This is a genomic window from Pseudomonas sp. SBB6 (assembly GCF_024213215.1).
GTDB classification, from domain to species: domain Bacteria; phylum Pseudomonadota; class Gammaproteobacteria; order Pseudomonadales; family Pseudomonadaceae; genus Aquipseudomonas; species Aquipseudomonas donghuensis.
In genome coordinates, this window is record NZ_JANAVH010000012.1 from 190678 (window position 1) to 213036 (window position 22359).

General features: G+C 62.9%; 19 protein-coding genes. 15 read left to right on the forward strand and 4 right to left on the reverse strand.

What is annotated here, in order from left to right:
* Positions 1 to 3: 3 nt before the first annotated feature.
* The 9 genes from murD (at position 4) to lpxC (ending at position 10454) form a co-directional block, all read left to right on the forward strand.
* Positions 4 to 1350, forward strand: a complete 1347-nt coding sequence (gene murD, locus NLX68_RS21865; protein ID WP_254285759.1) for a UDP-N-acetylmuramoyl-L-alanine--D-glutamate ligase — start codon at positions 4 to 6, stop codon at positions 1348 to 1350.
* Entirely contained in the window at positions 1350 to 2561 is a 1212-nt protein-coding gene (gene ftsW, locus NLX68_RS21870) for a putative lipid II flippase FtsW (RefSeq protein WP_174242338.1), read from the forward strand. The genes murD and ftsW overlap by 1 nt, the downstream gene beginning before the upstream one ends.
* Positions 2551 to 3630, forward strand: a complete 1080-nt coding sequence (murG, locus tag NLX68_RS21875) for an undecaprenyldiphospho-muramoylpentapeptide beta-N-acetylglucosaminyltransferase (protein WP_254285760.1) — start codon at positions 2551 to 2553, stop codon at positions 3628 to 3630. The genes ftsW and murG overlap by 11 nt, the downstream gene beginning before the upstream one ends.
* Complete coding sequence (murC, locus tag NLX68_RS21880; RefSeq protein ID WP_254285761.1) at positions 3623 to 5077, forward strand: UDP-N-acetylmuramate--L-alanine ligase; 1455 nt, start codon at positions 3623 to 3625, stop codon at positions 5075 to 5077. The genes murG and murC overlap by 8 nt, the downstream gene beginning before the upstream one ends.
* Positions 5074 to 6033 carry a D-alanine--D-alanine ligase gene (locus tag NLX68_RS21885; protein WP_254285762.1) on the forward strand — a complete coding sequence of 320 codons (960 nt, stop codon included), beginning with the start codon at positions 5074 to 5076 and terminating at the stop codon, positions 6031 to 6033. The genes murC and NLX68_RS21885 overlap by 4 nt, the downstream gene beginning before the upstream one ends.
* A 4-nt stretch (positions 6034 to 6037) precedes the next feature.
* Positions 6038 to 6907, forward strand: coding sequence for a cell division protein FtsQ/DivIB (locus NLX68_RS21890; protein ID WP_254285763.1), 870 nt, complete (start codon positions 6038 to 6040; stop codon positions 6905 to 6907).
* A 15-nt stretch (positions 6908 to 6922) separates the two neighbouring features.
* Positions 6923 to 8182 (forward strand): cell division protein FtsA, encoded by a 1260-nt coding sequence (ftsA, locus tag NLX68_RS21895; RefSeq protein WP_010220793.1) that lies wholly within the window; start codon positions 6923 to 6925, stop codon positions 8180 to 8182.
* A 57-nt stretch (positions 8183 to 8239) separates the two neighbouring features.
* Entirely contained in the window at positions 8240 to 9430 is a 1191-nt protein-coding gene (gene ftsZ / locus NLX68_RS21900) for a cell division protein FtsZ (RefSeq protein WP_010220794.1), read from the forward strand.
* Positions 9431 to 9542: 112 nt separating this feature from the next.
* Positions 9543 to 10454: a UDP-3-O-acyl-N-acetylglucosamine deacetylase gene (gene lpxC, locus NLX68_RS21905; protein WP_010220795.1), complete on the forward strand. Its 912-nt coding sequence runs from the start codon at positions 9543 to 9545 to the stop codon at positions 10452 to 10454.
* Between the two features lie 137 nt (positions 10455 to 10591).
* Here the strand turns inward: lpxC and NLX68_RS21910 are convergent, their stop codons facing one another.
* Positions 10592 to 11059 carry a DUF721 domain-containing protein gene (locus NLX68_RS21910; protein ID WP_254285764.1) on the reverse strand — a complete coding sequence of 156 codons (468 nt, stop codon included), beginning with the start codon at positions 11057 to 11059 and terminating at the stop codon, positions 10592 to 10594.
* 283 nt (positions 11060 to 11342) lie between these two features.
* Between NLX68_RS21910 and secA the strand changes: the two genes are divergently transcribed.
* The 4 genes from secA to NLX68_RS21930 all read left to right on the forward strand — a co-directional run bounded on the left by secA (position 11343) and on the right by NLX68_RS21930 (position 17074).
* Positions 11343 to 14075 carry a preprotein translocase subunit SecA gene (gene secA, locus NLX68_RS21915; RefSeq protein ID WP_254285765.1) on the forward strand — a complete coding sequence of 911 codons (2733 nt, stop codon included), beginning with the start codon at positions 11343 to 11345 and terminating at the stop codon, positions 14073 to 14075.
* A 126-nt stretch (positions 14076 to 14201) separates the two neighbouring features.
* A complete protein-coding gene (gene argJ / locus NLX68_RS21920) occupies positions 14202 to 15419 on the forward strand; it encodes a bifunctional glutamate N-acetyltransferase/amino-acid acetyltransferase ArgJ (RefSeq protein ID WP_254285766.1) in 1218 nt (405 codons plus the stop codon).
* 81 nt (positions 15420 to 15500) lie between these two features.
* Positions 15501 to 16133, forward strand: coding sequence for a glutathione S-transferase (locus NLX68_RS21925; protein ID WP_254285767.1), 633 nt, complete (start codon positions 15501 to 15503; stop codon positions 16131 to 16133).
* Positions 16130 to 17074: a Nudix family hydrolase gene (locus NLX68_RS21930; protein WP_254285768.1), complete on the forward strand. Its 945-nt coding sequence runs from the start codon at positions 16130 to 16132 to the stop codon at positions 17072 to 17074. Before NLX68_RS21925 ends, NLX68_RS21930 begins: the two co-directional genes overlap by 4 nt.
* A gap of 72 nt (positions 17075 to 17146) precedes the next feature.
* On the opposite strand, the gene NLX68_RS21935 is transcribed toward NLX68_RS21930, so the two are convergent.
* The 3 genes from NLX68_RS21935 to NLX68_RS21945 are packed head-to-tail and all read right to left on the reverse strand — an operon-like array spanning position 17147 to position 20691.
* Positions 17147 to 17707 carry a cob(I)yrinic acid a,c-diamide adenosyltransferase gene (locus NLX68_RS21935; protein WP_254285769.1) on the reverse strand — a complete coding sequence of 187 codons (561 nt, stop codon included), beginning with the start codon at positions 17705 to 17707 and terminating at the stop codon, positions 17147 to 17149.
* A gap of 2 nt (positions 17708 to 17709) precedes the next feature.
* Positions 17710 to 19722 (reverse strand): ATP-binding protein, encoded by a 2013-nt coding sequence (locus tag NLX68_RS21940; protein ID WP_254285770.1) that lies wholly within the window; start codon positions 19720 to 19722, stop codon positions 17710 to 17712.
* Between the two features lie 51 nt (positions 19723 to 19773).
* Complete coding sequence (locus NLX68_RS21945) at positions 19774 to 20691, reverse strand: putative 2-dehydropantoate 2-reductase (protein ID WP_254285771.1); 918 nt, start codon at positions 20689 to 20691, stop codon at positions 19774 to 19776.
* A 113-nt stretch (positions 20692 to 20804) separates the two neighbouring features.
* Between NLX68_RS21945 and NLX68_RS21950 the strand changes: the two genes are divergently transcribed.
* Positions 20805 to 21290: a YajQ family cyclic di-GMP-binding protein gene (locus tag NLX68_RS21950; protein WP_010220808.1), complete on the forward strand. Its 486-nt coding sequence runs from the start codon at positions 20805 to 20807 to the stop codon at positions 21288 to 21290.
* A 116-nt stretch (positions 21291 to 21406) separates the two neighbouring features.
* Entirely contained in the window at positions 21407 to 22249 is an 843-nt protein-coding gene (locus NLX68_RS21955) for a mechanosensitive ion channel family protein (protein WP_254285772.1), read from the forward strand.
* Positions 22250 to 22359 lie beyond the last annotated feature (110 nt).

The following is a 22359-nucleotide window of genomic DNA, read 5'->3' on the forward strand; positions in this document are numbered from 1 at the left end:
CGCGTGTCCTTGATCGCTTCTGACCACTTCCGCATTGTTGTCGGCCTCGGCAAGAGCGGCATGTCCCTGGTTCGCTTCCTGGCGAACCGGGGCATTGCCTTTGCGGTTGCCGACACCCGTGACAACCCGCCGGAACTGGACACCCTGCGCCGCGATTTCCCGCAGGTGGAAGTGCGTTGTGGCGAGCTGGACGTAGAGTTTCTCTGCCGTGCCGACGAACTGTATGTCAGCCCCGGCCTGGCCCTGGCCACGCCGGCGCTGCAGCAGGCCGCTGCCCGTGGCGTGAAGCTGTCGGGCGACATCGAACTGTTCGCCCGCAACGCCAAGGCGCCGATCATTGCCATCAGCGGCTCCAACGCGAAAAGCACCGTCACCACCCTGGTCGGCGAAATGGCCGCCGCGGCTGGCAAGCGTGTGGCGGTCGGCGGCAACCTCGGTACCCCGGCGCTGGACTTGCTCAGCGATGATGTCGAGCTGTACGTGATGGAGCTGTCGAGCTTCCAGCTGGAAACCACCGACCAGCTCAATGCCGAAGTGGCCACCGTGCTCAACGTCAGCGAAGACCACATGGACCGCTACAGCGGCCTGCCGGCCTATCACCTGGCCAAGCACCGGATTTTCCGTGGCGCGCGGCAGGTGGTGGTCAACCGCCAGGACGCCCTCAGCCGTCCGCTGCTGGCTGAAGGCCAGCCGGTATGGACCTTCGGTCTGAACACTCCCGACTTCAAGGCCTTTGGCCTGCGCGAAGAGAACGGCGAGAAGTACCTGGCCTTCGAGTTCCACAACCTGATGCCGGTACGCGAACTGAAGATTCGCGGTGCCCACAACCAGTCCAATGCCCTGGCGGCCCTGGCCCTGGGCCATGCCGTTGGCCTGCCGATGGACGCCATGCTTTCCAGCCTGCGCACCTTCGCGGGCCTGGCGCACCGTTGCCAGTGGATTCGTGAGCGCAATGGCGTGAACTGGTATGACGATTCCAAGGCGACCAACGTCGGTGCCGCCCTGGCGGCCATCGAAGGCCTGGGCGCCGATATCGACGGCAAGCTGGTGCTGGTCGCCGGTGGCGATGGCAAAGGTGCTGACTTCAGCGCGTTGACTGCGCCGGTCGCCGCCAACTGCCGCGCCGTCGTGCTGCTGGGCCGCGATGCCGAGCGTCTGGCCGAAGCGCTGGGTGACGGCGTGCCGCTGATCCGGGTGAAAACCCTTGATGAAGCGGTGCAGCAATGCGCCGAACTGGCCCGGCCCGGCGATGCCGTGCTGCTGTCGCCGGCGTGCGCGAGCCTGGACATGTTCAAGAACTTCGAAGAGCGTGGGCGCCTGTTCGCCCAGGCCGTAGGAGGGCTGGCATGATCTTCGGCATCATCAAGCCTTACCCATCGCCGCTGATCAGCGGTCGCGGCATCGACCTTGATTTCGCCATGCTCGCCGGTTGCCTGGCGCTGCTCGGCCTTGGCCTGGTGATGATCACCTCGGCGTCTTCGGAAGTGGCCGCTGCGCAGTCGGGCAACCCGCTGTACCACATGTTCCGCCACCTGGTGTACGTGGCCATCGGCGTCTTTGCCTGCATCGTCACCATGATGGTGCCGATCGCCACCTGGCAGAAGATGGGTTTCACCATGCTGGTTGGCGCCTTCGCGTTGCTGGTGCTGGTACTGGTGCCGGGCATTGGCCGTGAAGTGAACGGTTCGATGCGCTGGATCGGCTTCAGCTTCTTCAACGTCCAGCCCTCGGAAATCGCCAAGGTTTTCGTGGTCATTTATCTCGCCGGCTACCTGGTGCGTCGTCAGCAGGAAGTGCGCGAAAGCTGGATGGGCTTCTTCAAGCCGTTCATCGTGTTGCTGCCCATGGCTGGCCTGCTGCTGATGGAGCCGGACTTCGGTGCCACGGTGGTGATGATGGGCGCGGCGGCGGCGATGCTGTTCCTCGGCGGCGTCGGCTTGTTCCGCTTCAGCCTGATGGTGGTGCTGGCGGTTGCAGCGGTGTTCATCCTGGTCCAGGCCCAGCCCTACCGGATGGCGCGCCTGATCACCTTTACCGACCCCTGGTCGGATCAGTTCGGCTCCGGCTACCAGTTGACCCAGGCGTTGATCGCCTTCGGTCGCGGCGAGTGGCTCGGCGTTGGCCTGGGCAACAGTGTGCAGAAGCAGTTCTATTTGCCCGAAGCGCACACCGACTTCGTTTTCTCGGTACTGGCCGAAGAGCTGGGCGTGGTCGGCTCGTTGATCACTGTGGCGCTGTTCGTGTTCGTCACCGTGCGCGCGCTGTACATCGGCCTGTGGGCAGAAAAAGCCAAACAGTTCTTTGCCGCCTACATGGCCTTCGGCCTGGCGTTCCTGTGGATTGGTCAGTTTTTGATCAATATCGGCGTGAACGTCGGCCTGCTGCCGACCAAGGGCCTGACCCTGCCGTTCCTCAGTTACGGCGGTAGCTCCCTGGTGATCTGCTGTGCCTGCGTCGGTTTGCTGCTGCGCATCGAGTGGGAGAGCCGCACGCACCTGGGCAGTGAAGAACACGAATTCAATGAAAGCGATTTTGCCGAGGAGCCGAATCATGGCCGCTAACGGCAAGAACGTACTGATCATGGCAGGCGGCACCGGGGGCCACGTGTTCCCGGCGCTGGCCTGTGCCCGTGAATTCCAGGCGCGCGGTTACAGCGTGCACTGGCTGGGCACCCCGCGCGGTATCGAAAACGAGCTGGTACCCCAGGCCGGGCTGCAATTGCACCTGATCCAGGTCACCGGCCTGCGTGGCAAGGGCAAGCTGTCGCTGCTCAAGGCGCCGTTCACCCTGGTCAAGGCCGTGCTGCAGGCGCGGCGGATCATCCGTCAGCTCAAGCCGGTGTGTGTGGTCGGCTTTGGCGGTTACGTGACCGGCCCGGGCGGCGTTGCGGCCCGGCTGTGCGCAGTGCCGGTGGTGATTCACGAGCAGAACGCCCGTGCCGGTACCGCCAATCGGCTGCTGGTGCCTTTGGCTGGCCGAGTCTGCGAAGCTTTCCCCGACACCTTCGCGGCGTCGGACAAACTGCGCACCACCGGTAACCCGGTGCGCAGCGAACTGTTCATGGAAACCCCGCGCGAGCCCCTGGGCGTGCGCAAGCCTCGTTTGCTGGTGCTCGGCGGAAGCCTGGGCGCCGAACCGCTGAACAAATTGCTGCCCCAGGCTTTGGCCTTGGTGCCTCAGGAGATTCGTCCCGAGGTATTCCATCAGGCTGGCAAGCAGTATGACCAGATTACCGCCGAGCGTTACCGCGAGGCCGGTGTCGAGGCTCAGGTAGAACCGTTCATCAAGGACATGGCCCACGCCTATGGCTGGGCTGATCTGGTGGTCTGCCGCGCGGGTGCGCTGACTGTCAGCGAGCTGGCTGCGGCCGGCTTGCCTTCGATGCTGGTGCCCTTGCCCCATGCCATCGACGACCACCAGACCCACAACGCCCATTATCTGGCCCGTGAAGGCGCTGCCTTCCTGATGCCACAAGCGACAACTGGCGCAGCGCAACTCGCTGAACGCCTGAACGAGGTGCTGATGCAACCGGAAAAACTCATCACCATGGCCGCCACTGCCCGGCGCCTGGCCAAGCCCGCTGCCACCCGCACCGTGGTCGATATCTGTCTGGAGGTGGCCCATGGTTGAAAGTCAGAAAGCCATCCCGCAACCGGAAATGCGCCGTATCCGTCGCATCCACTTCGTCGGTATCGGCGGCGTGGGCATGTGCGGTATCGCCGAAGTGCTGCTGAACCTGGGTTACCAGGTGTCGGGCTCCGACCTCAAGACCTCGCCGGTCACCGAGCGCCTGGAATCCTTCGGTGCGCAGATCTTTATCGGTCACCGTGCCGAGAACGCCGCCAGCGCCGATGTGCTGGTGGTGTCGAGCGCCATCAACACCGCCAACCCGGAAGTCGCCACCGCTCTTGAGCGACGCATTCCGGTGGTGCCGCGGGCCGAGATGCTCGCCGAGCTGATGCGCTATCGCCACGGCATCGCCGTGGCCGGTACCCATGGCAAGACCACCACCACCAGCCTGCTGGCCTCGGTATTCGCCGCCGGTGGCCTGGACCCGACCTTCGTCATCGGTGGCCGCCTCAATGCCGCCGGCACCAATGCCCAGCTCGGCACCAGCCGCTACCTGATCGCCGAAGCCGATGAGAGTGACGCCAGCTTCCTGCACCTGCAGCCGCTGGTGGCCGTGGTCACCAACATCGACGCCGACCACATGGCGACCTACGAAGGCGACTTCAACAAGCTGAAGAAAACCTTCGTCGAGTTCCTGCACAACCTGCCGTTCTATGGCCTGGCGGTGATGTGCCTGGACGACCCGGTGGTGCGCGAGATCCTGCCGCAGGTCAAGCGTCCGACGGTGACCTACGGTTTCAGCGAAGAAGCCGACGTGCGCGCGATCAATGTCCGCCAGTCGGGCATGCAGACCCACTTCACCGTGCTGCGCCGCGATCGCGAGCCGCTGGAGGTGTCGGTCAACATGCCGGGCAACCACAACGTGCTCAACGCCCTGGCGACCATCGCCATTGCCACCGACGAGGGCATCAGCGATGAAGCCATCGTCCAGGGCCTCTCGGGGTTCCAGGGGGTAGGGCGGCGCTTCCAGGTCTATGGCGAGCTGCCGGTAGACGGCGGCAGCGTGATGCTGGTCGACGACTACGGCCACCACCCGACCGAAGTCGCGGCGGTGATCAAGGCCGTGCGCGGTGGCTGGCCTGAGCGGCGCCTGGTGATGGTGTACCAGCCGCACCGTTACAGCCGCACCCGCGACCTTTACGACGATTTCGTCCAGGTCCTGGCCGACGCCAACGTGTTGCTGCTGATGGAAGTCTACCCGGCCGGCGAAGAACCGATCCCAGGCGCCGACAGCCGTCAGCTGTGCCACAGCATCCGCCAGCGCGGCCAACTCGACCCGATCTACATCGAGCGCGGCATCGAGCTGGCGCCGCTGGTCAAGCCGCTGTTGCGCGCTGGCGACATCCTGCTGTGCCAGGGTGCCGGTGACATCGGTGGCCTGGCCCCGCAATTACTCAAGAGTCCGTTGTTCGCTGGTGCTGTTGCCAGTCAGGGGAAGTCGAAATGACTGATAACGCATACGCTACATTGCACTCGACCATTGATCCGCAAGCCTTCGGCCGCGTAGCCGTGCTTTACGGCGGCAAGAGCGCCGAGCGCGCGGTTTCGCTGAAGTCCGGCGCCGCGGTTATCGAGGCGCTGAGCGGCGCTGGGGTCGACGTGGTCGCCATCGACGTCGGCGACGACCTGCTCGATCGCCTGCAGCGCGAGAAGATCGACCGCGCCTTCATCATCCTCCACGGCCGTGGCGGTGAAGACGGCAGCATGCAGGGCCTGCTGGAGTGCCTGGGCATTCCCTACACCGGCAGCGGCATCCTCGCGTCGGCGCTGGCCATGGACAAGCTGCGGACCAAACAGGTCTGGCACAGCCTGGGTATTCCGACCCCACGTCACGCCGTACTCTCCAGCGAAGTTGACTGTATTTCTGCAGGTGCGGAACTGGGCTTCCCTTTGATCGTCAAACCGGCCCATGAAGGTTCCAGTATCGGTATGGCGAAAGTGAGCAGCGTCGAAGAATTGATCGTTGCCTGGAAGGACGCTGCCACCTACGACTCGCAAGTGTTGGTTGAACAATGGATCAAGGGTCCGGAGTTCACTGTGGCTGTGCTGCGTGGTCAGGTCCTGCCGCCAATCGCCCTGGGCACCCCGCACACGTTCTACGACTACGACGCCAAGTACATCGCCAACGATACCCAGTACCGCATCCCGTGCGGCCTGGACGCGGCCAAGGAACAAGAGCTGATCGACCTGACTGCACGTGCCTGCGACGCCATTGGCATCGCCGGCTGGGGCCGCCTGGACGTGATGCAGGACGAGCAGGGGCGTTTCTGGCTGCTCGAGGTCAACACCGCACCAGGCATGACTGATCACAGCCTGGTCCCGATGGCGGCACGCGCGGCCGGCCTGGACTTCCAGCAGTTGGTGCTGGCGATCCTGGCGGCCAGCGTAGAGGCGCGAGGTTAAGCCCATGCAAGGCGCGATGTTACGTCATCAGCAACCCGCCCCCGGCCGTAACAAGCCGGTGCCGCGTGGTGCCAGCCGGATGGTGGCCAAAGAGCCGCTGTCGGCGCGCCTGCCCAAGGCCAACTTTAGCGTGTTCAAGCGTCTGCTCTGGCCGGTGTTGCTGGTCGCCGCAGGGTTTGCTGCCTACGAGGGTGCCCAGCGCCTGATGCCGTACGCCGACCGGCCGATTACCAAGATCGCCGTGCAGGGTGATCTGAGCTACATCAGCCAGCAGGCGGTGCAGCAACGGATCGCCCCGTACGTGGCGGCAAGCTTCTTCACCGTCGACCTGGCGAGCATGCGTGCGGAACTGGAGCAGATGCCCTGGATCGCCCACGCCGAAGTGCGCCGGGTGTGGCCGGATGAAGTGGTGATCCGCCTGGAAGAACAGTTGCCCGTGGCGCGCTGGGGTGACGAAGCCTTGCTCAATAACCAGGGCCAGGCCTTCACCCCGCGCGAACTGGCCAACTACGAGCACCTGCCGCAGCTGTTCGGGCCGCAGCGGGCGCAGCAAAAAGTAATGCAGCAATATCAGGTCCTGAGCCAGATGTTGCGGCCGATGGGCTTTTCGATTGCCCGGCTGGAGTTGCGCGAGCGCGGCAGCTGGTTCCTGACCACCGGTGCCGGTAGCGCCGGGCCAGGTATCGAACTGCTGCTGGGACGCGATCATCTGGTGGAAAAGATGCGCCGCTTCATTGCCATTTACGACAAGACACTCAAAGAACAGATCACGAACATCGCCCGCATCGATCTGCGTTACGCCAATGGCCTGGCCGTTGGCTGGCGGGAACCGATTGCACCGACGACGGCCCAACCCGCCGTTGCGAAGAATTAGAGAGAGGCAGGACCCATGGCAAATGCGCATAGCGGCAAAATGATCGTCGGGCTGGATATCGGCACCTCCAAGGTTGTGGCCCTGGTGGGCGAAGTCGCCGCCGACGGCACCCTGGAAATCGTCGGTATCGGCACTCACCCATCGCGCGGGCTGAAGAAGGGCGTGGTGGTCAATATCGAGTCCACCGTGCAGTCGATCCAGCGCGCGGTCGAAGAGGCCCAGCTGATGGCGGGCTGCCGGATTCACTCGGCGTTCGTCGGTGTTGCCGGCAATCACATCCGCAGCCTGAACTCCCATGGCATCGTCGCCATCCGTGATCGCGAAGTCAGCGCGGCGGACCTGGAGCGCGTGCTCGACGCCGCCCAGGCCGTGGCTATCCCGGCCGATCAGCGGGTCCTGCACACCCTGCCGCAGGACTACGTGATCGACAACCAGGAAGGCGTGCGCGAGCCGCTGGGCATGTCCGGCGTGCGTCTGGAAGCCAAGGTCCACGTGGTCACCTGCGCCGTCAATGCCGCGCAGAACATCGAGAAGTGCGTGCGTCGCTGCGGCCTGGAAATCGACGACATCATCCTTGAGCAACTGGCCTCGGCCTACTCGGTCCTGACCGATGACGAGAAAGAACTGGGCGTGTGCCTGGTCGACATCGGCGGCGGCACCACCGACATCGCCATCTTCACCGAAGGCGCGATCCGCCATACCGCGGTGATCCCGATTGCCGGCGACCAGGTGACCAACGACATCGCCATGGCCCTGCGTACGCCGACCCAGTACGCCGAAGAGATCAAGATCCGTTACGCCTGCGCCCTGGCCAAGCTGGCCGGTGCCGGTGAAACCATCAAGGTGCCGAGCGTTGGCGACCGTCCGCCGCGCGAACTGTCGCGCCAGGCCCTGGCCGAAGTGGTCGAGCCGCGTTACGACGAGCTCTTCACCCTGATTCAGGCCGAACTGCGTCGCAGCGGCTACGAAGACCTGGTACCGGCGGGCATCGTCCTGACCGGCGGTACCTCGAAAATGGAAGGCGCGGTAGAACTTGCCGAGGAAATCTTCCACATGCCGGTACGCCTGGGCGTGCCGCACAGTGTTCGCGGCCTTAGCGATGTGGTGCGCAATCCGATCTATTCCACCGGTGTGGGCCTTTTGACCTACGGCCTGCAGAAGCAGTCCGACGGCTTGACCCTGACCGGTATCAGCAGCAGCAACAACGGCTATGGCGATGAACCGAAGGCTCCAGCGTTTGAACGCTTCAAACGTTGGGTCCAGGGCAACTTTTAAAGTTTCAAAGCAGTAGTAGTAGGCGCAAAAAACTAGAGAACTGTAAGGAGAGGGAAAATGTTCGAGCTCGTAGACAACGTCCCGCAAAGTCCGGTCATCAAAGTGATCGGTGTCGGTGGCGGCGGTGGCAACGCCGTCAATCACATGGTCAAGAGCAACATCGAAGGCGTCGAGTTCATCTGCGCCAACACCGATGCTCAAGCGCTGAAAAACATCGGCGCGCGTACCATCCTGCAACTGGGTACCGGCGTCACCAAGGGCCTGGGTGCCGGTGCCAATCCGGAAGTCGGCCGTCAGGCCGCGCTGGAAGACCGTGAGCGCATCGCCGAAGTGCTGCAAGGCACCAACATGGTGTTCATCACCACCGGCATGGGCGGCGGTACCGGTACCGGTGCGGCGCCAATCATCGCCGAAGTGGCGAAAGAGCTGGGCATCCTCACGGTTGCCGTGGTCACGCGTCCGTTCCCGTTCGAAGGCCGCAAGCGCATGCAGATTGCCGACGAGGGCATCCGTGCACTGGCTGACAGCGTCGACTCGCTGATCACCATCCCCAACGAGAAGCTGCTGACCATTCTCGGCAAGGACGCCAGCCTGCTGTCGGCTTTCGCCAAGGCTGACGACGTACTGGCCGGTGCCGTTCGCGGTATCTCCGACATCATCAAGCGTCCGGGCATGATCAACGTCGACTTCGCCGACGTGCGTACCGTGATGAGCGAGATGGGCATGGCCATGATGGGTACCGGCTGCGCCAGCGGTCCTAACCGTGCACGTGAAGCGACCGAGGCAGCCATTCGCAACCCGCTGCTCGAAGACGTCAACCTGCAGGGCGCCCGCGGCATCCTGGTCAACATCACTGCAGGTCCTGACCTGTCGCTGGGCGAATACTCGGACGTCGGTAGCATCATCGAAGCCTTCGCTTCCGATCACGCCATGGTCAAGGTCGGTACCGTTATCGATCCGGACATGCGCGACGAGCTGCACGTTACCGTGGTTGCCACTGGCCTGGGTGCGAAAATCGAGAAGCCGGTCAAGGTTATCGACAACACCATGCAGGCCGCTGCGGCGCAAACCCCGGCACCGGCGCCTGTGCGCAACGAGCAGTCTTCGGTGAACTACCGTGACCTGGAGCGTCCGACCGTGATGCGCAACCAGGCCCACGCCGGTGCTGCCGCTGCTGCTAAACTTAATCCGCAAGACGATCTGGACTACCTGGACATCCCGGCATTCCTGCGTCGTCAGGCCGATTAATGAAATTTATCAGGGGTATAAGGGTGATTGGTGTTCAGCAAAGGCCGGGTCTGGTATTATCCTCAGCCTTTGTTGATACCAGTTCGCAATTTGCGCTGAAGCGGCCAATGCCATGATTAAACAACGCACCCTGAAGAATATTATCCGTGCCACAGGTGTCGGCCTGCACTCCGGGGAAAAGGTTTACCTGACCCTCAAACCTGCACCTGTGGATACCGGCATCGTATTTCGCCGTGCCGACCTCGACCCCGTGGTGGAAATTCCCGCCCGCGCGGCCAACGTCGGCGAGACCACCATGTCGACGACACTGGTCAATGGCGATACCAAGGTAGACACGGTTGAGCACTTGCTCTCGGCCATGGCTGGCCTGGGCATCGATAACGCCTACGTCGAGCTCTCCGCGTCCGAAGTGCCGATCATGGACGGTAGCGCAGGACCCTTTGTATTCCTGATTCAATCTGCCGGCCTGGAAGAACAGGACGCAGCCAAGAAGTTCATCCGCATCCTGCGCGAAGTGACAGTGGAAGACGGCGACAAGCGCGCCACTTTCCTGCCGTTCGACGGGTTCAAGGTGAGTTTCGAGATCGATTTCGATCACCCGGTGTTTCGCAACCGGACTCAAAGTGCCAGCGTGGACTTTTCCAGCACCTCGTTCGTGAAGGAAGTCAGCCGCGCCCGTACCTTCGGGTTCATGAGTGACATCGAGTACCTGCGCAAGCACAACCTCGCACTCGGTGGCAGTGTGGAAAACGCCATCGTGGTCGACAAGGACGGCGTGCTCAACGAAGACGGTCTTCGCTACGAAGACGAATTCGTCAAGCACAAGATCCTCGACGCCATCGGCGACCTCTACCTGCTGGGCAACAGCCTGATCGGCGAGTTCAAGGGCTACAAGTCCGGACACGCGCTGAACAACCAGCTGCTGCGCAAGCTGATCGAGGAAAAAGACGCCTGGGAAGTGGTGACTTTCGAAGATGCCAGCACGGCACCGATCTCTTACATGCGTCCGGTTGCGGCAGTGTAAGTACGAACACTCTCTTCTTTAGTTTTTTTGGGCCACCTTCGGGTGGCCTTTTTTATGCCTGATTTTTGCTTGACACAGTACCTGTGGGAGCCGGTCTTGCCGGCGATGGGCTGCGCAGCAGCCCCATGCACGGAATATCAGCCGTCCGCCGCATCCTTGTCCCGGGCATGGCTGGCCAGGCGCTCCAATGCCGCACGCAACTTCGGATCGCTGATGCCCTCTGCCGTCGCCTGAATGCTCTCGGCCGCCCGGCTCGACAAGTCTGCGGTATGCCCGACCGCCCGGCTCTGGGTGGTCGGTGGCTGCACCTTGAACAGGATCCGGGTCAGGCTGGCGAAGACTTCGAGGGTCTGCAACTGGCGTTGCAGGCGTTTTTGCTGGTAACGCAGGCGGGTGGCCCAGTGGCCGTCGGTGACGATCAGCAGCAGCGTGCCTTCGCGCCAGGAGGCGATGTGGCAATGTTCGCGAGCCGCCGGCTGCAGCTGGCTGTCGAGCAGCTTTTGCAGTTGCGCCAGGCGCTGGGCCTGGCTGAACAGGGCTTTGAGCGGCCGGGCTTCGCGCAGAAGAACAGCGGGGGCGCGGGCTGGCGAGGGGCGAAAAGCCATGAAGGGACACCTGAAGTTACAGAGCTGCCATCTTAGCAGATCGCCCGTGCCAGGCCTTGCTTGGGCTGCGAGGGTAAAACTTCATGTTGCAATGGGTTGAAGTTGGCGAAAAAGGCCTTATTTTAACCAGGCCCCGTCAAAGCGCTGTGCCAGCATCGTGGAAATCCGCCACTTTCCTCACCATCGTTTCCGGGTAGAATGCTCGTTCGCATGCGGCCATAAGGGCTGCACGGGCGACTTACGGGGCCGCCCTCCATCCCCACGTGTGGAAGATCCTGCCGATATGTTTGCGCCTTTGTTAAAAAAACTTTTTGGAAGCAAGAACGAGCGTGAAGTCAAACGCATGCTCAAGACGGTACAGATCGTCAATGCCTTCGAAGAGCAGATGGTGGCCCTCTCGGATGAGCAGCTGCGCGCCAAGACCGCAGAGTTCAAAGAGCGCCTGGCCAAAGGCGAGACCCTCGACCAGCTGTTGCCTGAAGCCTTCGCGGTCGCCCGTGAAGCGGGCAAGCGGGTCATGGGCATGCGTCACTTCGATGTGCAGCTGATCGGCGGCATGACCTTGCACGAAGGCATGATCGCAGAAATGCGTACCGGTGAAGGCAAGACCTTGGTCGCAACCCTGGGCGTATACCTCAATGCCCTGTCGGGCAAAGGCGTGCACGTGGTCACGGTGAACGACTACCTGGCCCGCCGCGACGCCAACTGGATGCGTCCCCTGTACGAATTCCTCGGCCTGACCGTCGGTGTCGTCACACCGTTCCAGCCGCCGGAAGAGAAGCGCATCGCCTATGCCGCCGACATCACCTATGGCACCAACAACGAATTCGGGTTCGACTACCTGCGCGACAACATGGCGTTCAGCATGGAAGAGAAATTCCAGCGTGAGCTGAATTTCGCCGTGATCGACGAAGTCGACTCCATCCTGATCGACGAAGCGCGTACCCCGCTGATCATCTCCGGCCAGGCCGAAGACAGCTCCAAGCTGTACATCGAGATCAACAAGCTGATCCCGCGCCTCAAGCAGCACATCGAGGAAGTCGAGGGCCAGGTTACCCAGGAAGGCCACTACAGCATCGACGAGAAGAGCCGTCAGGTTGAACTCAACGAAGCCGGTCACCAGTTCATCGAAGAAATGCTCACCCAGGTCGGCCTGCTGGCCGAGGGCGAGAGCCTCTACTCGGCGCACAACCTGGGCCTGCTGACCCACGTCTACGCTGGCCTGCGTGCGCACAAGCTGTTCCATCGCAACGTCGAGTACATCGTCCAGGACGGCCAGATCCTGCTGATCGACGAGCACACCGGCCGTACCATGCCGGGCCGCCGCCTGTCCGAAGGCCTGCACCAGGCGATCGAAGCGAAAGAGAACTTGAACATCCAGGCCGAGAGCCAGACCCTGGCCTCGACCACCTTCCAGAACTACTTCCGCCTGTACAACAAGCTGTCCGGCATGACCGGTACCGCCGACACCGAAGCGTTCGAGTTCCAGTCGATCTACGGCCTCAACGTGATGGTGATCCCGCCGAACAAGCCGTTGGCCCGTAAGGACTTCAACGACCTGGTGTACCTGACCGCCGATGAGAAGTACCAGGCGATCATTGCCGACATCAAGGAAAGCATGACCCAGGGCCGCCCCGTCCTGGTGGGTACGGCGACCATCGAAACCTCCGAGCACATGTCCAACCTGCTGCAGAAGGAAGGCATCGATCACAAGGTTCTGAACGCCAAGTACCACGAAAAAGAAGCCGAGATCATTGCCCAGGCCGGTCGCCCGGGTGCGCTGACCATCGCCACCAACATGGCCGGTCGCGGTACCGACATCCTCCTGGGTGGTAACTGGGAAGTCGAAGTCGCCGCCATGCAAAGCCCGACCCCCGAGCAGGTCGCACAGATCAAGGCCGACTGGCAGAAGCGTCACCAGCAGGTGATCGAGTCCGGTGGCCTGCACGTGATCGCCTCCGAGCGTCACGAATCGCGCCGTATCGACAACCAGCTGCGTGGCCGTTCCGGCCGTCAGGGCGACCCGGGTTCGAGCCGCTTCTACCTGTCGCTGGAAGACAGCCTGATGCGTATCTTCGCCTCTGACCGGGTGAAGAACTTCATGAAGGCGCTGGGCATGCAGTCCGGTGAAGCCATCGAGCATCGGATGGTCACCAACGCCATCGAAAAGGCCCAGCGCAAGGTCGAAGGCCGCAACTTCGACATTCGCAAGCAACTGCTCGAATTCGACGACGTCGCCAACGAGCAACGTAAAGTCATCTACCACATGCGTAACAGCCTGCTGGCAGCCGACAATATTGGCGATACCATCGCCGACTTCCGCGAGGAAGTGCTCGACGCCACCGTCGCCCTGCACATTCCGCCGCAGTCGCTGCCAGAACAGTGGGACGTGGCCGGTCTGGAAGCGGCACTGGCCAGCGATTTCGGGGTCAAGCTGCCGATCCAGCAATGGCTCGACGAAGACGACCACCTGTACGAAGAAACCCTGCGTGCCAAGCTGATGGCCGAGCTGCTGGCGGCTTACAACGAGAAGGAAGAACAGGCCAGCGCCGAAGCGCTGCGCACCTTCGAGAAGCAGATCCTGCTGCGCGTACTCGACGACCTGTGGAAAGACCACCTGTCGACCATGGACCACCTGCGTCACGGTATCCACTTGCGCGGTTATGCGCAGAAGAACCCGAAGCAGGAGTACAAGCGCGAGTCGTTCAACCTGTTCCAGGAACTGCTCGATTCGATCAAGCGCGATACCATCCGCGTGCTCTCGCACGTTCAGGTGCGCCGCGAAGATCCGGTCGAGGAAGAAGCCCGTTTGCGCCGCGAAGCCGAAGAACTGGCCGCACGCATGCAGTTCCAGCACGCCGAGGCTCCGGGCCTGGAAGCTGAACCGCAGGAAGAGGGCGCTGACGTTGCCGTGGCCACCGCGCCCGTGCGCAACGAGCAGAAACTGGGCCGCAACGAGCCATGCTGGTGCGGTTCGGGCAAGAAGTTCAAGCAGTGCCACGGCAAGATCGACTGATCAAACCGTCGTTGCACCCCGCTGACATCTGAACACCGCGCCGCGACTGGTCCTGACCGTCGCGGCGTTGTTCCATCTCAAGCGCCGGTAATCTCGATCCGACGCATTTTTTCTAGGAGCGCTTTCATGGCTGTTGGTCTTGGTCCTTTGCCAACGTTGCACCCGGTTCCAGGTTTTGAACTCGGCATTGCCTCTGCGGGCATCAAGCGCCCAGGGCGCAAGGACGTGGTGGTAATGCGCTGCGCCGAAGGCTCCAGCGTTGCCGGCGTGTTCACCCTGAACGCTTTCTGCGCCGCCCCGGTGATCCTCGCCAAGCAGCGCGTGCAGGGCAGCGTGCGCTACCTGCTGACCAACACTGGCAACGCCAACGCCGGCACCGGCGCCCCGGGCCTGGCCGCGGCCGAGCGCACCTGCGCGAAACTCGCCGAGCTGACCGGCGTTGACGCCAGCGCCGTGCTGCCGTTCTCCACCGGTGTGATCGGTGAGCCACTGCCGGTCGAGAAGATCGAAGGCGCCCTGCAGGCAGCCATCGATGACCTGTCGGAAAACAACTGGGCCGCTGCCGCCACCGGCATCATGACCACCGATACCCTGCCAAAAGGTGCCAGCCGTCAGTTCCAGCATGACGGCGTGACCATTACCGTCACCGGTATCAGCAAGGGTGCGGGGATGATCCGCCCGAACATGGCGACCATGCTCGGCTACATCGCCACCGACGCCAAGGTGGCCCCGGCGGTGCTCAAGGACCTGATCCTCGACGGCGCCAACAAGTCGTTCAACCGCATCACCATCGACGGCGATACCTCGACCAACGACTGCTGCATGCTGATTGCCACCGGCAAGGCCGATGTCGCCGAAGTCTCCGAAGCCAGCGGCCCATTGTTCGACGCGCTGAAAAAGGCCGTGTTCGAAGTGTGCATGGACGTGGCCCAGGCCATCGTCCGTGACGGCGAAGGCGCGACCAAGTTCGTCACCGTTGAAGTCAACGGCGGCGGCAACCACCAGGAGTGCCTGGACGTCGGTTATGCCGTGGCCCACTCGCCGCTGATCAAGACCGCCCTGTTCGCCTCCGACCCGAACTGGGGCCGTATCCTTGCCGCCGTCGGCCGTGCCGGCGTGCCGGACCTGGACGTCAGCCTGATCGACGTTTACCTGGGTGATGTGTGCATCGCCAGCAAGGGCGGGCGCAGCGCCAGCTACACCGAAGCCCAGGGCTCGGCGGTCATGGCCAAGGAAGAGATCACCATCCGTATCGAGCTGGGCCGTGGCCAGTGCAGCGAAACCATCTGGACCACCGACCTGTCCCACGAGTACGTGAAAATCAACGCCGAATACCGTACTTAACTTCATCGCGGGGCAAGCCCGCTCCTACCAAACCTGTAGGAGCGGGCTTGACCCGCGAAAAGTCCCTGATGGAGCTGAACCATGAGCTATCAACTGATCATCGGCGACAAGCTGTACTCCTCCTGGTCGCTGCGCGCCGCCCTGGCCCTTGAGCTGGCCGGTGTTTCCTATGAAGAAACCCTGATCAAACTCAACCAGCCCGATACCCGCCAGCGTCTGCTCGAGCATTCGCCCACCGCCAAGGTGCCGCTGCTCAAGAGCGAGCATGGCGTGATCGCTGACTCCCTGGCGATCGCCGAATACCTGGCTGAGCGTCATCCTCAAGCCAACCTCTGGCCCACCGACATCGCTGCCCGGGCCCAGGCCCGTTCGGCCTGCGCGCAGATGCACAGCGGCTTTTTCGCCCTGCGTGGCAACATGCCGTTCGACCTGTCCCGGGATCAAGCGCTGGAAACCGTGCCGCTGGACGTGCAAGTCGATATCGACCGCATCGTCGCGCTCTGGTCCGAATGCCGCCTGGCAGCCAAGGAAGCGGGCCCGTACCTGTTCGGCAGGGTGAGCCTGGCCGATGCCTTCTTCGCCCCGATCGCCGTGCGCTTGCGCACCTACCGGGTTGAAGTGCCGGCAGAAGCGGCGGCCTATATCGAAACCATCTACCAATGGCCAGCCTTCCAGGCCTGGCAAAAGGCCGGCTTGGCGGAGCGTGAAGGGTGAAGCGTGTGCATGTAGCCGCTGCGGTCATCCGTGGCACCGACGGGCGTATTCTGATTGCCCGCCGCGCTGACAGCCAGCATCAGGGCGGTCTGTGGGAATTTCCGGGTGGCAAGGTCGAAGACGGCGAAGCGGTCGAGCTGGCCCTGGCGCGCGAGCTGCAGGAAGAGCTGGGCATCGTCGTCACTGCGGCGCGTCCGCTGATCAAGGTCAAGCATGATTACCCGGACAAGCAAGTGCTGCTGGATGTCTGGGAGGTCAACGGCTTTACCGGCGAGCCCCATGGCGCCGAAGGCCAGCCCTTGGCCTGGGTGGCCGCGCGGGAACTGCCGCAGTACGACTTCCCCGAGGCCAACCAGCCGATCGTAGCCGCTGCGCGCTTGCCGGCTGAATACCTGATCACCCCCGAGGGCCTGGAAGTCCCGCAGATGCTGCGTGGCATTCAGAAGGCCATTGCCGGTGGAATCAAACTGGTACAACTGCGTGCACCGAACATGTACGACCCCAAGTACCGCGATGTGGCGGTGGATGCGGTGGGGCTGTGTGCGGGCAAGGCGCAGTTGATGCTCAAGGGCCCGCTGGAGTGGCTGGGAGACTTCCCGGCGGCCGGTTGGCACCTGACCTCCGAGCAATTGCGCAAGTACGCCAGCAACGGCCGGCCGTTCCCCAAGGAACGCTGGCTGGCGGCGTCCTGCCATAACGCTGAAGAGCTGGCGTTGGCCGAGCAGATAGGCGTGGATTTCGTCACCCTGTCGCCGGTGCAGGCAACCCAGACTCATCCGCACGCCGTGCCGTTGGGTTGGGAGCAGGCGCAGCAACTGATCGAGGGTTTCAGCAAGCCGGTGTATTTGCTCGGTGGCGTGGGTGCTGTCGAGCGCGACAAGGCCTGGCTGCATGGGGCCCAGGGTGTGGCGGGGATCCGCGCGTTCTGGCCTGAGCTTTGAACTGATCGCGGGGCTAGCCCGCTCCTACAGGATCGCCACCTGTAGGAGCGGGCTTGACCCGCGATGAGGCCCTCAGGGTTTAGCCGCAGCCTGCCACAACACCTCGGCAACGCCCTGGCGCCGTGCAATCAACCGTGCCGCGACAAACAGCAAATCCGACAACCGATTGATGTACGCCAGGCCGACCCCGGCCAATGGCTCGACACTGTTCAACTGCTGGCAACGCCGCTCGGCGCTGCGCGCCAGGCTGCGGCACACATGGGCCTGGGCAATCAGCGCGGAGCCACTGGGCAGGATGAAGTTCTCCAGTGGCCCCAGCTCTTCGTTCCAACGGTCGATTGCCGCTTCCAGGCGTTCCACTTCAGCGTTGTTCAGCGCCTGATAAGCAGGCATCGCCAGTTCCCCGCCCAGATCGAACAGCCGGTGCTGACAAGGCGCCAACACTTCACTGAGCTCATCCAGCCTTTGCTCGGCCAACCCGGCCAGCAACATACCCAGCTGGCTGTTGAGGCTGTCCACCTCGCCAATGGCTTCGATCCGCGGGTGGTCCTTGGGCACGCGGCGGCCATCGCCCAGGCCGGTTTCACCTTTGTCGCCGGTGCGGGTGTAGATCTTCGACAATCGAAAACCCATGCTCATGACTCCGTTTTGGTGGGGGCAAGCGGCAGGCGCAAGGTGAAGCAGGTGCCCTGGCCGGGTGCCGATTGCACCTCCATCTGCCCCTTGTGGTTGTTGGTGATGATGAAGTACGACACCGACAGGCCCAGGCCTGTGCCCTGGCCGATTTCCTTGGTGGTGAAGAACGGCTCGAAGGTACGTTTGCGCACCGTTTCGGGCATGCCGATGCCGTTGTCTTCGACCTGGATCTCTGCCCACGGCGGGTTGAGCCGGGTGCGCAGGGTGATACGCCCGGGTTCGCTGTCGTCCGGACGCAGGTGAATGGCCTGGGCGGCGTTTTTCAGCAGGTTGAGCAGCACCTGTTCCAGTTCGTTGGCGGTGCACGGCACCGGGCCCAGGTTGGGGTCGAACTGGCGGACGATGGCCTGGCCCTTGAAGTCGAAACCGATGGTCAGGTCGAAGTCGTTGCCGGCAATTTCCACCGCCTGGTCAATCAGCGCCGGCAGGTCGCAAGGCGCCAACTGGCGGTTGCTGCGGCGGCTGAAGCTGAGCATGTGGGTAACGATCTTCGCGGCGCGGGCGCCGGCCTGCTGGATGCCGTCGAGCAACTGCGGCACTTCGCGGTTTTCCAGGTAGCGGTTGACGGAGGGCAGGTCAATGCCGATTTCGTCGGCCTGTTCGATGTTCTTGGCCAGGTCCGGCGACAGCCGCCGGCGAATGTTCTGCACGTTATGCAGGATGGCGCCGAGGGGATTGTTGATTTCGTGAGCCATGCCGGCTGCCAGGCCACCGACTGAAAGCATCTTCTCCGACTGAACCATCATTTCTTCCAGCGACAGCCGCTGGGTGATGTCGTCGATGCGGATCACCACGCCACGGCCACCGCCGCCCATCAGCGGGTAGAAGGTCAGGGCGTAATGGCGGGCGTCGTCGTCCTTGGTCCAGGTCACCCGCTCGATCTTCGCCACCTGGTGCTTCTCGACGCTCTCCTTGAGCTGCGGGAGGAACGGCTTGAGCGGTTCGAAGGCGAGGAATATCGGCTGGTTCAGCGCTTCATCCAGCGGCGTACCGGAGAGCGCGCTGGCTTCCTGGTTCCACTGGGTGACGTAGAGCTGTTCGTCGAGGGCGATCAACGCCGAGGGCATGGAGTCGATGATGCTGTTGAGGTAATTCTGAAAACCGGTGAGTTTTTTCTCGATCTTGCTGCGTACCTGGACTTCCAGCTCCAGCTTGCGGTTGGTGTGGCGGGTTTCTTCGGCCAGGCCCTGGGCTTGGTCGTAGGCTTCCTGGAACTCGTCGCGGGTGCGTTTGAGTTGCTGTTCGCGGGCTTCGATGCGCGAAAGCATGGTGTTGAAGGCGTCGGCCAGGCTGCCAATTTCATCGTCGTTGCCGCGTTTGGCGCGCAGGGCGTAGTTTTCTTCGCGGGTGACCTGGCGCGAGAGCTCTTCAAGCTGGTAGATCGGTTGGGTGATCAGGCGTTTGATCTGCCGGGCGATGATCATCCACAGCAGGACACTGAACACCAGGATGCCCAGGCTGGCGGTCAGGGTGCCGGTGTAGAAGGCCATCGGCAACTCGCTGCTGGCCACCAGCAACAGGTGCCCGGGCGGGCCGCCAGCGCGTGGCAGGTTCACCAGTTGGGTGCTGCGAAACTCGGTCAGGCGCCAGTTTTCGATAGTGCGGTAGCGCTTGGGCAATGGCAGCTGCTCGCCATGCTGCAACTGCGCCAGCAGCTTGCCGTCACTGCCGTACAGGGCGGCGGCCCGCAGCGGGGTGTAGCTGTCGAGTTCCTTGAGCAGGGTCTTGGCGGCCTCCGGCGAATCGCTGGCCTGCTGCGCCAGTTGCGGGTTGGACACCAGCCGGCCAATGGTCTGCAGGGCTTGCGGGGCCATGCTCTCCTGGGAGATCCAGTAGGCGGCGCTGATAAAGGTCAGGTTGGCCACCAGCAGGATGGTGATCAACAGCACCAGCAGGGCGGCCAGCAACTTCTGGCCGACCGGCAGGTTCTCCAGGCGTTCGCGCAAGGTCATGTGAAAGGCGTAATCCCGGTTTGTAAGTGAAAGGGCAGGGTAGCGCCGTGCTCAGTCGCTGGGCAATCCGCGCGTGTTCAGGTGTTCGACCAAGCGCCGGTACAGCCGTTCCAGGTGCGGCAACTGCCGGCCGTGGCGGCTGGCGGTGCGGCAGGCATGGCCGAGCAGGTAATGGATTTCGGTGCGCCGGCCGTGGCGAACATCCTGGTACATGGAAGAGTAGTTGGCCGCCGTCGCCTGGATCACCCGTTCGACTTCATCGACCAGGCCCTCGGCGGCTTCGGGCTGACCGCAGTATTGCAGCAGCTCGGCGAGTTCGGTGCACAGGGTGGCGACTTCGCAGTGATGTGCCTGCAGACCGCCATTGCGGCAGTCATGCAGTACGGTCAGCGGGTTGATCGCGCAGTTGAGCGCCAGCTTGCGCCACAGCCGGGTCAGGATGTCCGGGGTCCACTGGTGAGGAATGCCGGCGTCGCTCAGATCGTCGAGCCAGTCCGGGGCACCCGGGTTGGCCGGATCACCCAGCCAGTTGAAGCCGTGGCCGGCGAAATTCACCTGCCAGTCCTGTTCGCGGAACGCACCTTCGGTGCTGGAGGCGAATACGCAACGGGCGTGGGGCACGCGATTGGCCACCGCTTCCTGGCTGCCGAGGCCGTTTTGCAGCAGGATCAGCTCGGCGTCCCGGGCCAGGCGCGGCGCCAGGTGCGCCACCGCCTGTTCGGCGTCATAGGCCTTGCACGCCACCAGCAAGCGATGGATCGGCGTGTTGTCGTCGGCCAGTTGCGCCGGGATCGCCTGCAACTGCGTCTTGCCGTGTTCGATCAGGGTCAGGCCGCCAGCGGCCTCATAGGCCTGCACGCGCGCCGCATCGCGCAGGATCAGCCGCACCGGTTTGCCCGCACGGGCCAGCCGACAGGCCCAGAGGCTGCCCAGACTGCCGGCGCCGAGAATATGCCAGGTGCTGCTCATCAGCGTTTCGCAACCGTTATAATGATCCGGTATTTTAACCGTCAAACCCTGCGCGCTCCATCGCGCTCTTTCAGCAGAGCCGCGAGGGTGCCGTTATTTTTTGGAGAAAAGGTATGCCGTCGTTCGACGTGGTATCGGAACTGGACAAACACGAAGTCACCAACGCCGTGGAAAACGCGGTCAAAGAGCTGGATCGTCGCTATGACCTCAAGGGCAAGGGCAGCTTCGAGTTCAAGGAAAAGGAACTGACCGTCAACCTCACCGCCGAAGCTGAATTCCAGCTCGAGGCGATGATCGACATCCTCAAGCTGGCCTTGGTCAAGCGCAAGATCGACGTGCAGTGCCTGGAAGTGAAGGACGCCTTCGCCTCGGGCAAGGTCATGAAGCAGGAAGCAGTGCTCAAAGAGGGCATCGATAAAGAGCTGGCGAAGAAAATCGTTGCTCACATCAAGGATGCCAAGCTCAAGGTCCAGGCCGCGATCCAGGGCGAGCAGGTACGCGTCACCGGCAAGAAGCGCGACGACCTGCAAGAGGCGATCGCCGCCCTGCGCGCCAAAGAGTTCGGCATGCCCCTGCAGTTCAACAATTTCCGCGACTGAAGTCACGGAGCCCGGAACCTTGGCGCCTTTTTGGCGTCCGAGGGCCGAGGCGCCGCTGAATCGTTTGCGGCAGGTCTTTTTCAGCTTTTTGCCGCTCGGCATCAGGAGAGTACACGATGGATTTCAACGCTGAGGTCGACCAGTTGGTCAAGGCTTCGCAAACCTGGCTACCGATGATCATGGAATACGGCAGCCGCCTGTTGCTGGCGCTGCTGACCCTGGCCATCGGCTGGTGGGTAATCAACAAGGTCACCTACCGCCTGGGCAAACTGCTGGCCCTGCGCAATGCCGACCTGGCCCTGCAGGGTTTTATCAGCAGCCTGGCCAACATTATTCTGAAGATCCTGCTGATTGTCAGCGTGGCCTCGATGATCGGCATCGAGACCACCTCGTTCGTCGCGGCCATCGGTGCTGCGGGCCTGGCCATCGGTCTGGCCCTGCAGGGTAGCCTGGCCAACTTCGCGGGCGGCGTGCTGATCCTGCTGTTCCGTCCGTTCCGTATCGGCGACTGGATCGAAGCCCAGGGTGTGGCGGGTACCGTCGACAGCATCCAGATCTTCCATACCGTGCTGCGTACCGGCGACAACAAGACCGTGATCCTGCCCAACGGCAGCCTGTCCAACGGCATCATCACCAACACCAACCGCCAGCCGACGCGCAAGGTGGTGTTCGATGTTGGCGTCGACTACGACGCCGACCTGCAAAAGGCCCGCAACGTGCTGCTGGAACTGGCCCAGGACCCGCGAGTGCACCAGGACCCGGCACCCCAGGCAGTGATTTCGACCTTGGGCGACAGCTCGATCACCGTCTCGCTGCGTATCTGGGTCAACACTGCCGACTACTGGGACGTGCTGTTCATGCTCAACGAGCATGCCCGTGACCGCCTCAAGGCCGAAGGCATCGACATTCCCTTTCCGCAGCGGGTGATCCGCGTGGTACAGGAAGCGGCGGTGCAATAACGACCGACGCAATCGCGGGGCAAGTCGGGTCGCCGCACCGCCGCTCCCACAGTGGGTGCGGCGACCCGACTTGCCCCGCGATGCTTTCAGCAGCCATTACACTTGTTCAC

Coding starts and splice junctions, on each gene's coding strand:
- murG (WP_254285760.1), top strand. CDS start 2,551: ATGGCCGCTAACGGCAAGAACGTACTGATCATGGCAGGCGGCACCGGG.
- murC (WP_254285761.1), top strand. CDS start 3,623: ATGGTTGAAAGTCAGAAAGCCATCCCGCAACCGGAAATGCGCCGTATC.
- NLX68_RS21885 (WP_254285762.1), top strand. CDS start 5,074: ATGACTGATAACGCATACGCTACATTGCACTCGACCATTGATCCGCAA.
- NLX68_RS21890 (WP_254285763.1), top strand. CDS start 6,038: ATGCAAGGCGCGATGTTACGTCATCAGCAACCCGCCCCCGGCCGTAAC.
- ftsA (WP_010220793.1), top strand. CDS start 6,923: ATGGCAAATGCGCATAGCGGCAAAATGATCGTCGGGCTGGATATCGGC.
- ftsZ (WP_010220794.1), top strand. CDS start 8,240: ATGTTCGAGCTCGTAGACAACGTCCCGCAAAGTCCGGTCATCAAAGTG.
- lpxC (WP_010220795.1), top strand. CDS start 9,543: ATGATTAAACAACGCACCCTGAAGAATATTATCCGTGCCACAGGTGTC.
- NLX68_RS21910 (WP_254285764.1), bottom strand. CDS start 11,059: ATGGCTTTTCGCCCCTCGCCAGCCCGCGCCCCCGCTGTTCTTCTGCGC.
- secA (WP_254285765.1), top strand. CDS start 11,343: ATGTTTGCGCCTTTGTTAAAAAAACTTTTTGGAAGCAAGAACGAGCGT.
- argJ (WP_254285766.1), top strand. CDS start 14,202: ATGGCTGTTGGTCTTGGTCCTTTGCCAACGTTGCACCCGGTTCCAGGT.
- NLX68_RS21925 (WP_254285767.1), top strand. CDS start 15,501: ATGAGCTATCAACTGATCATCGGCGACAAGCTGTACTCCTCCTGGTCG.
- NLX68_RS21935 (WP_254285769.1), bottom strand. CDS start 17,707: ATGGGTTTTCGATTGTCGAAGATCTACACCCGCACCGGCGACAAAGGT.
- NLX68_RS21940 (WP_254285770.1), bottom strand. CDS start 19,722: ATGACCTTGCGCGAACGCCTGGAGAACCTGCCGGTCGGCCAGAAGTTG.
- NLX68_RS21945 (WP_254285771.1), bottom strand. CDS start 20,691: ATGAGCAGCACCTGGCATATTCTCGGCGCCGGCAGTCTGGGCAGCCTC.
- NLX68_RS21950 (WP_010220808.1), top strand. CDS start 20,805: ATGCCGTCGTTCGACGTGGTATCGGAACTGGACAAACACGAAGTCACC.
- NLX68_RS21955 (WP_254285772.1), top strand. CDS start 21,407: ATGGATTTCAACGCTGAGGTCGACCAGTTGGTCAAGGCTTCGCAAACC.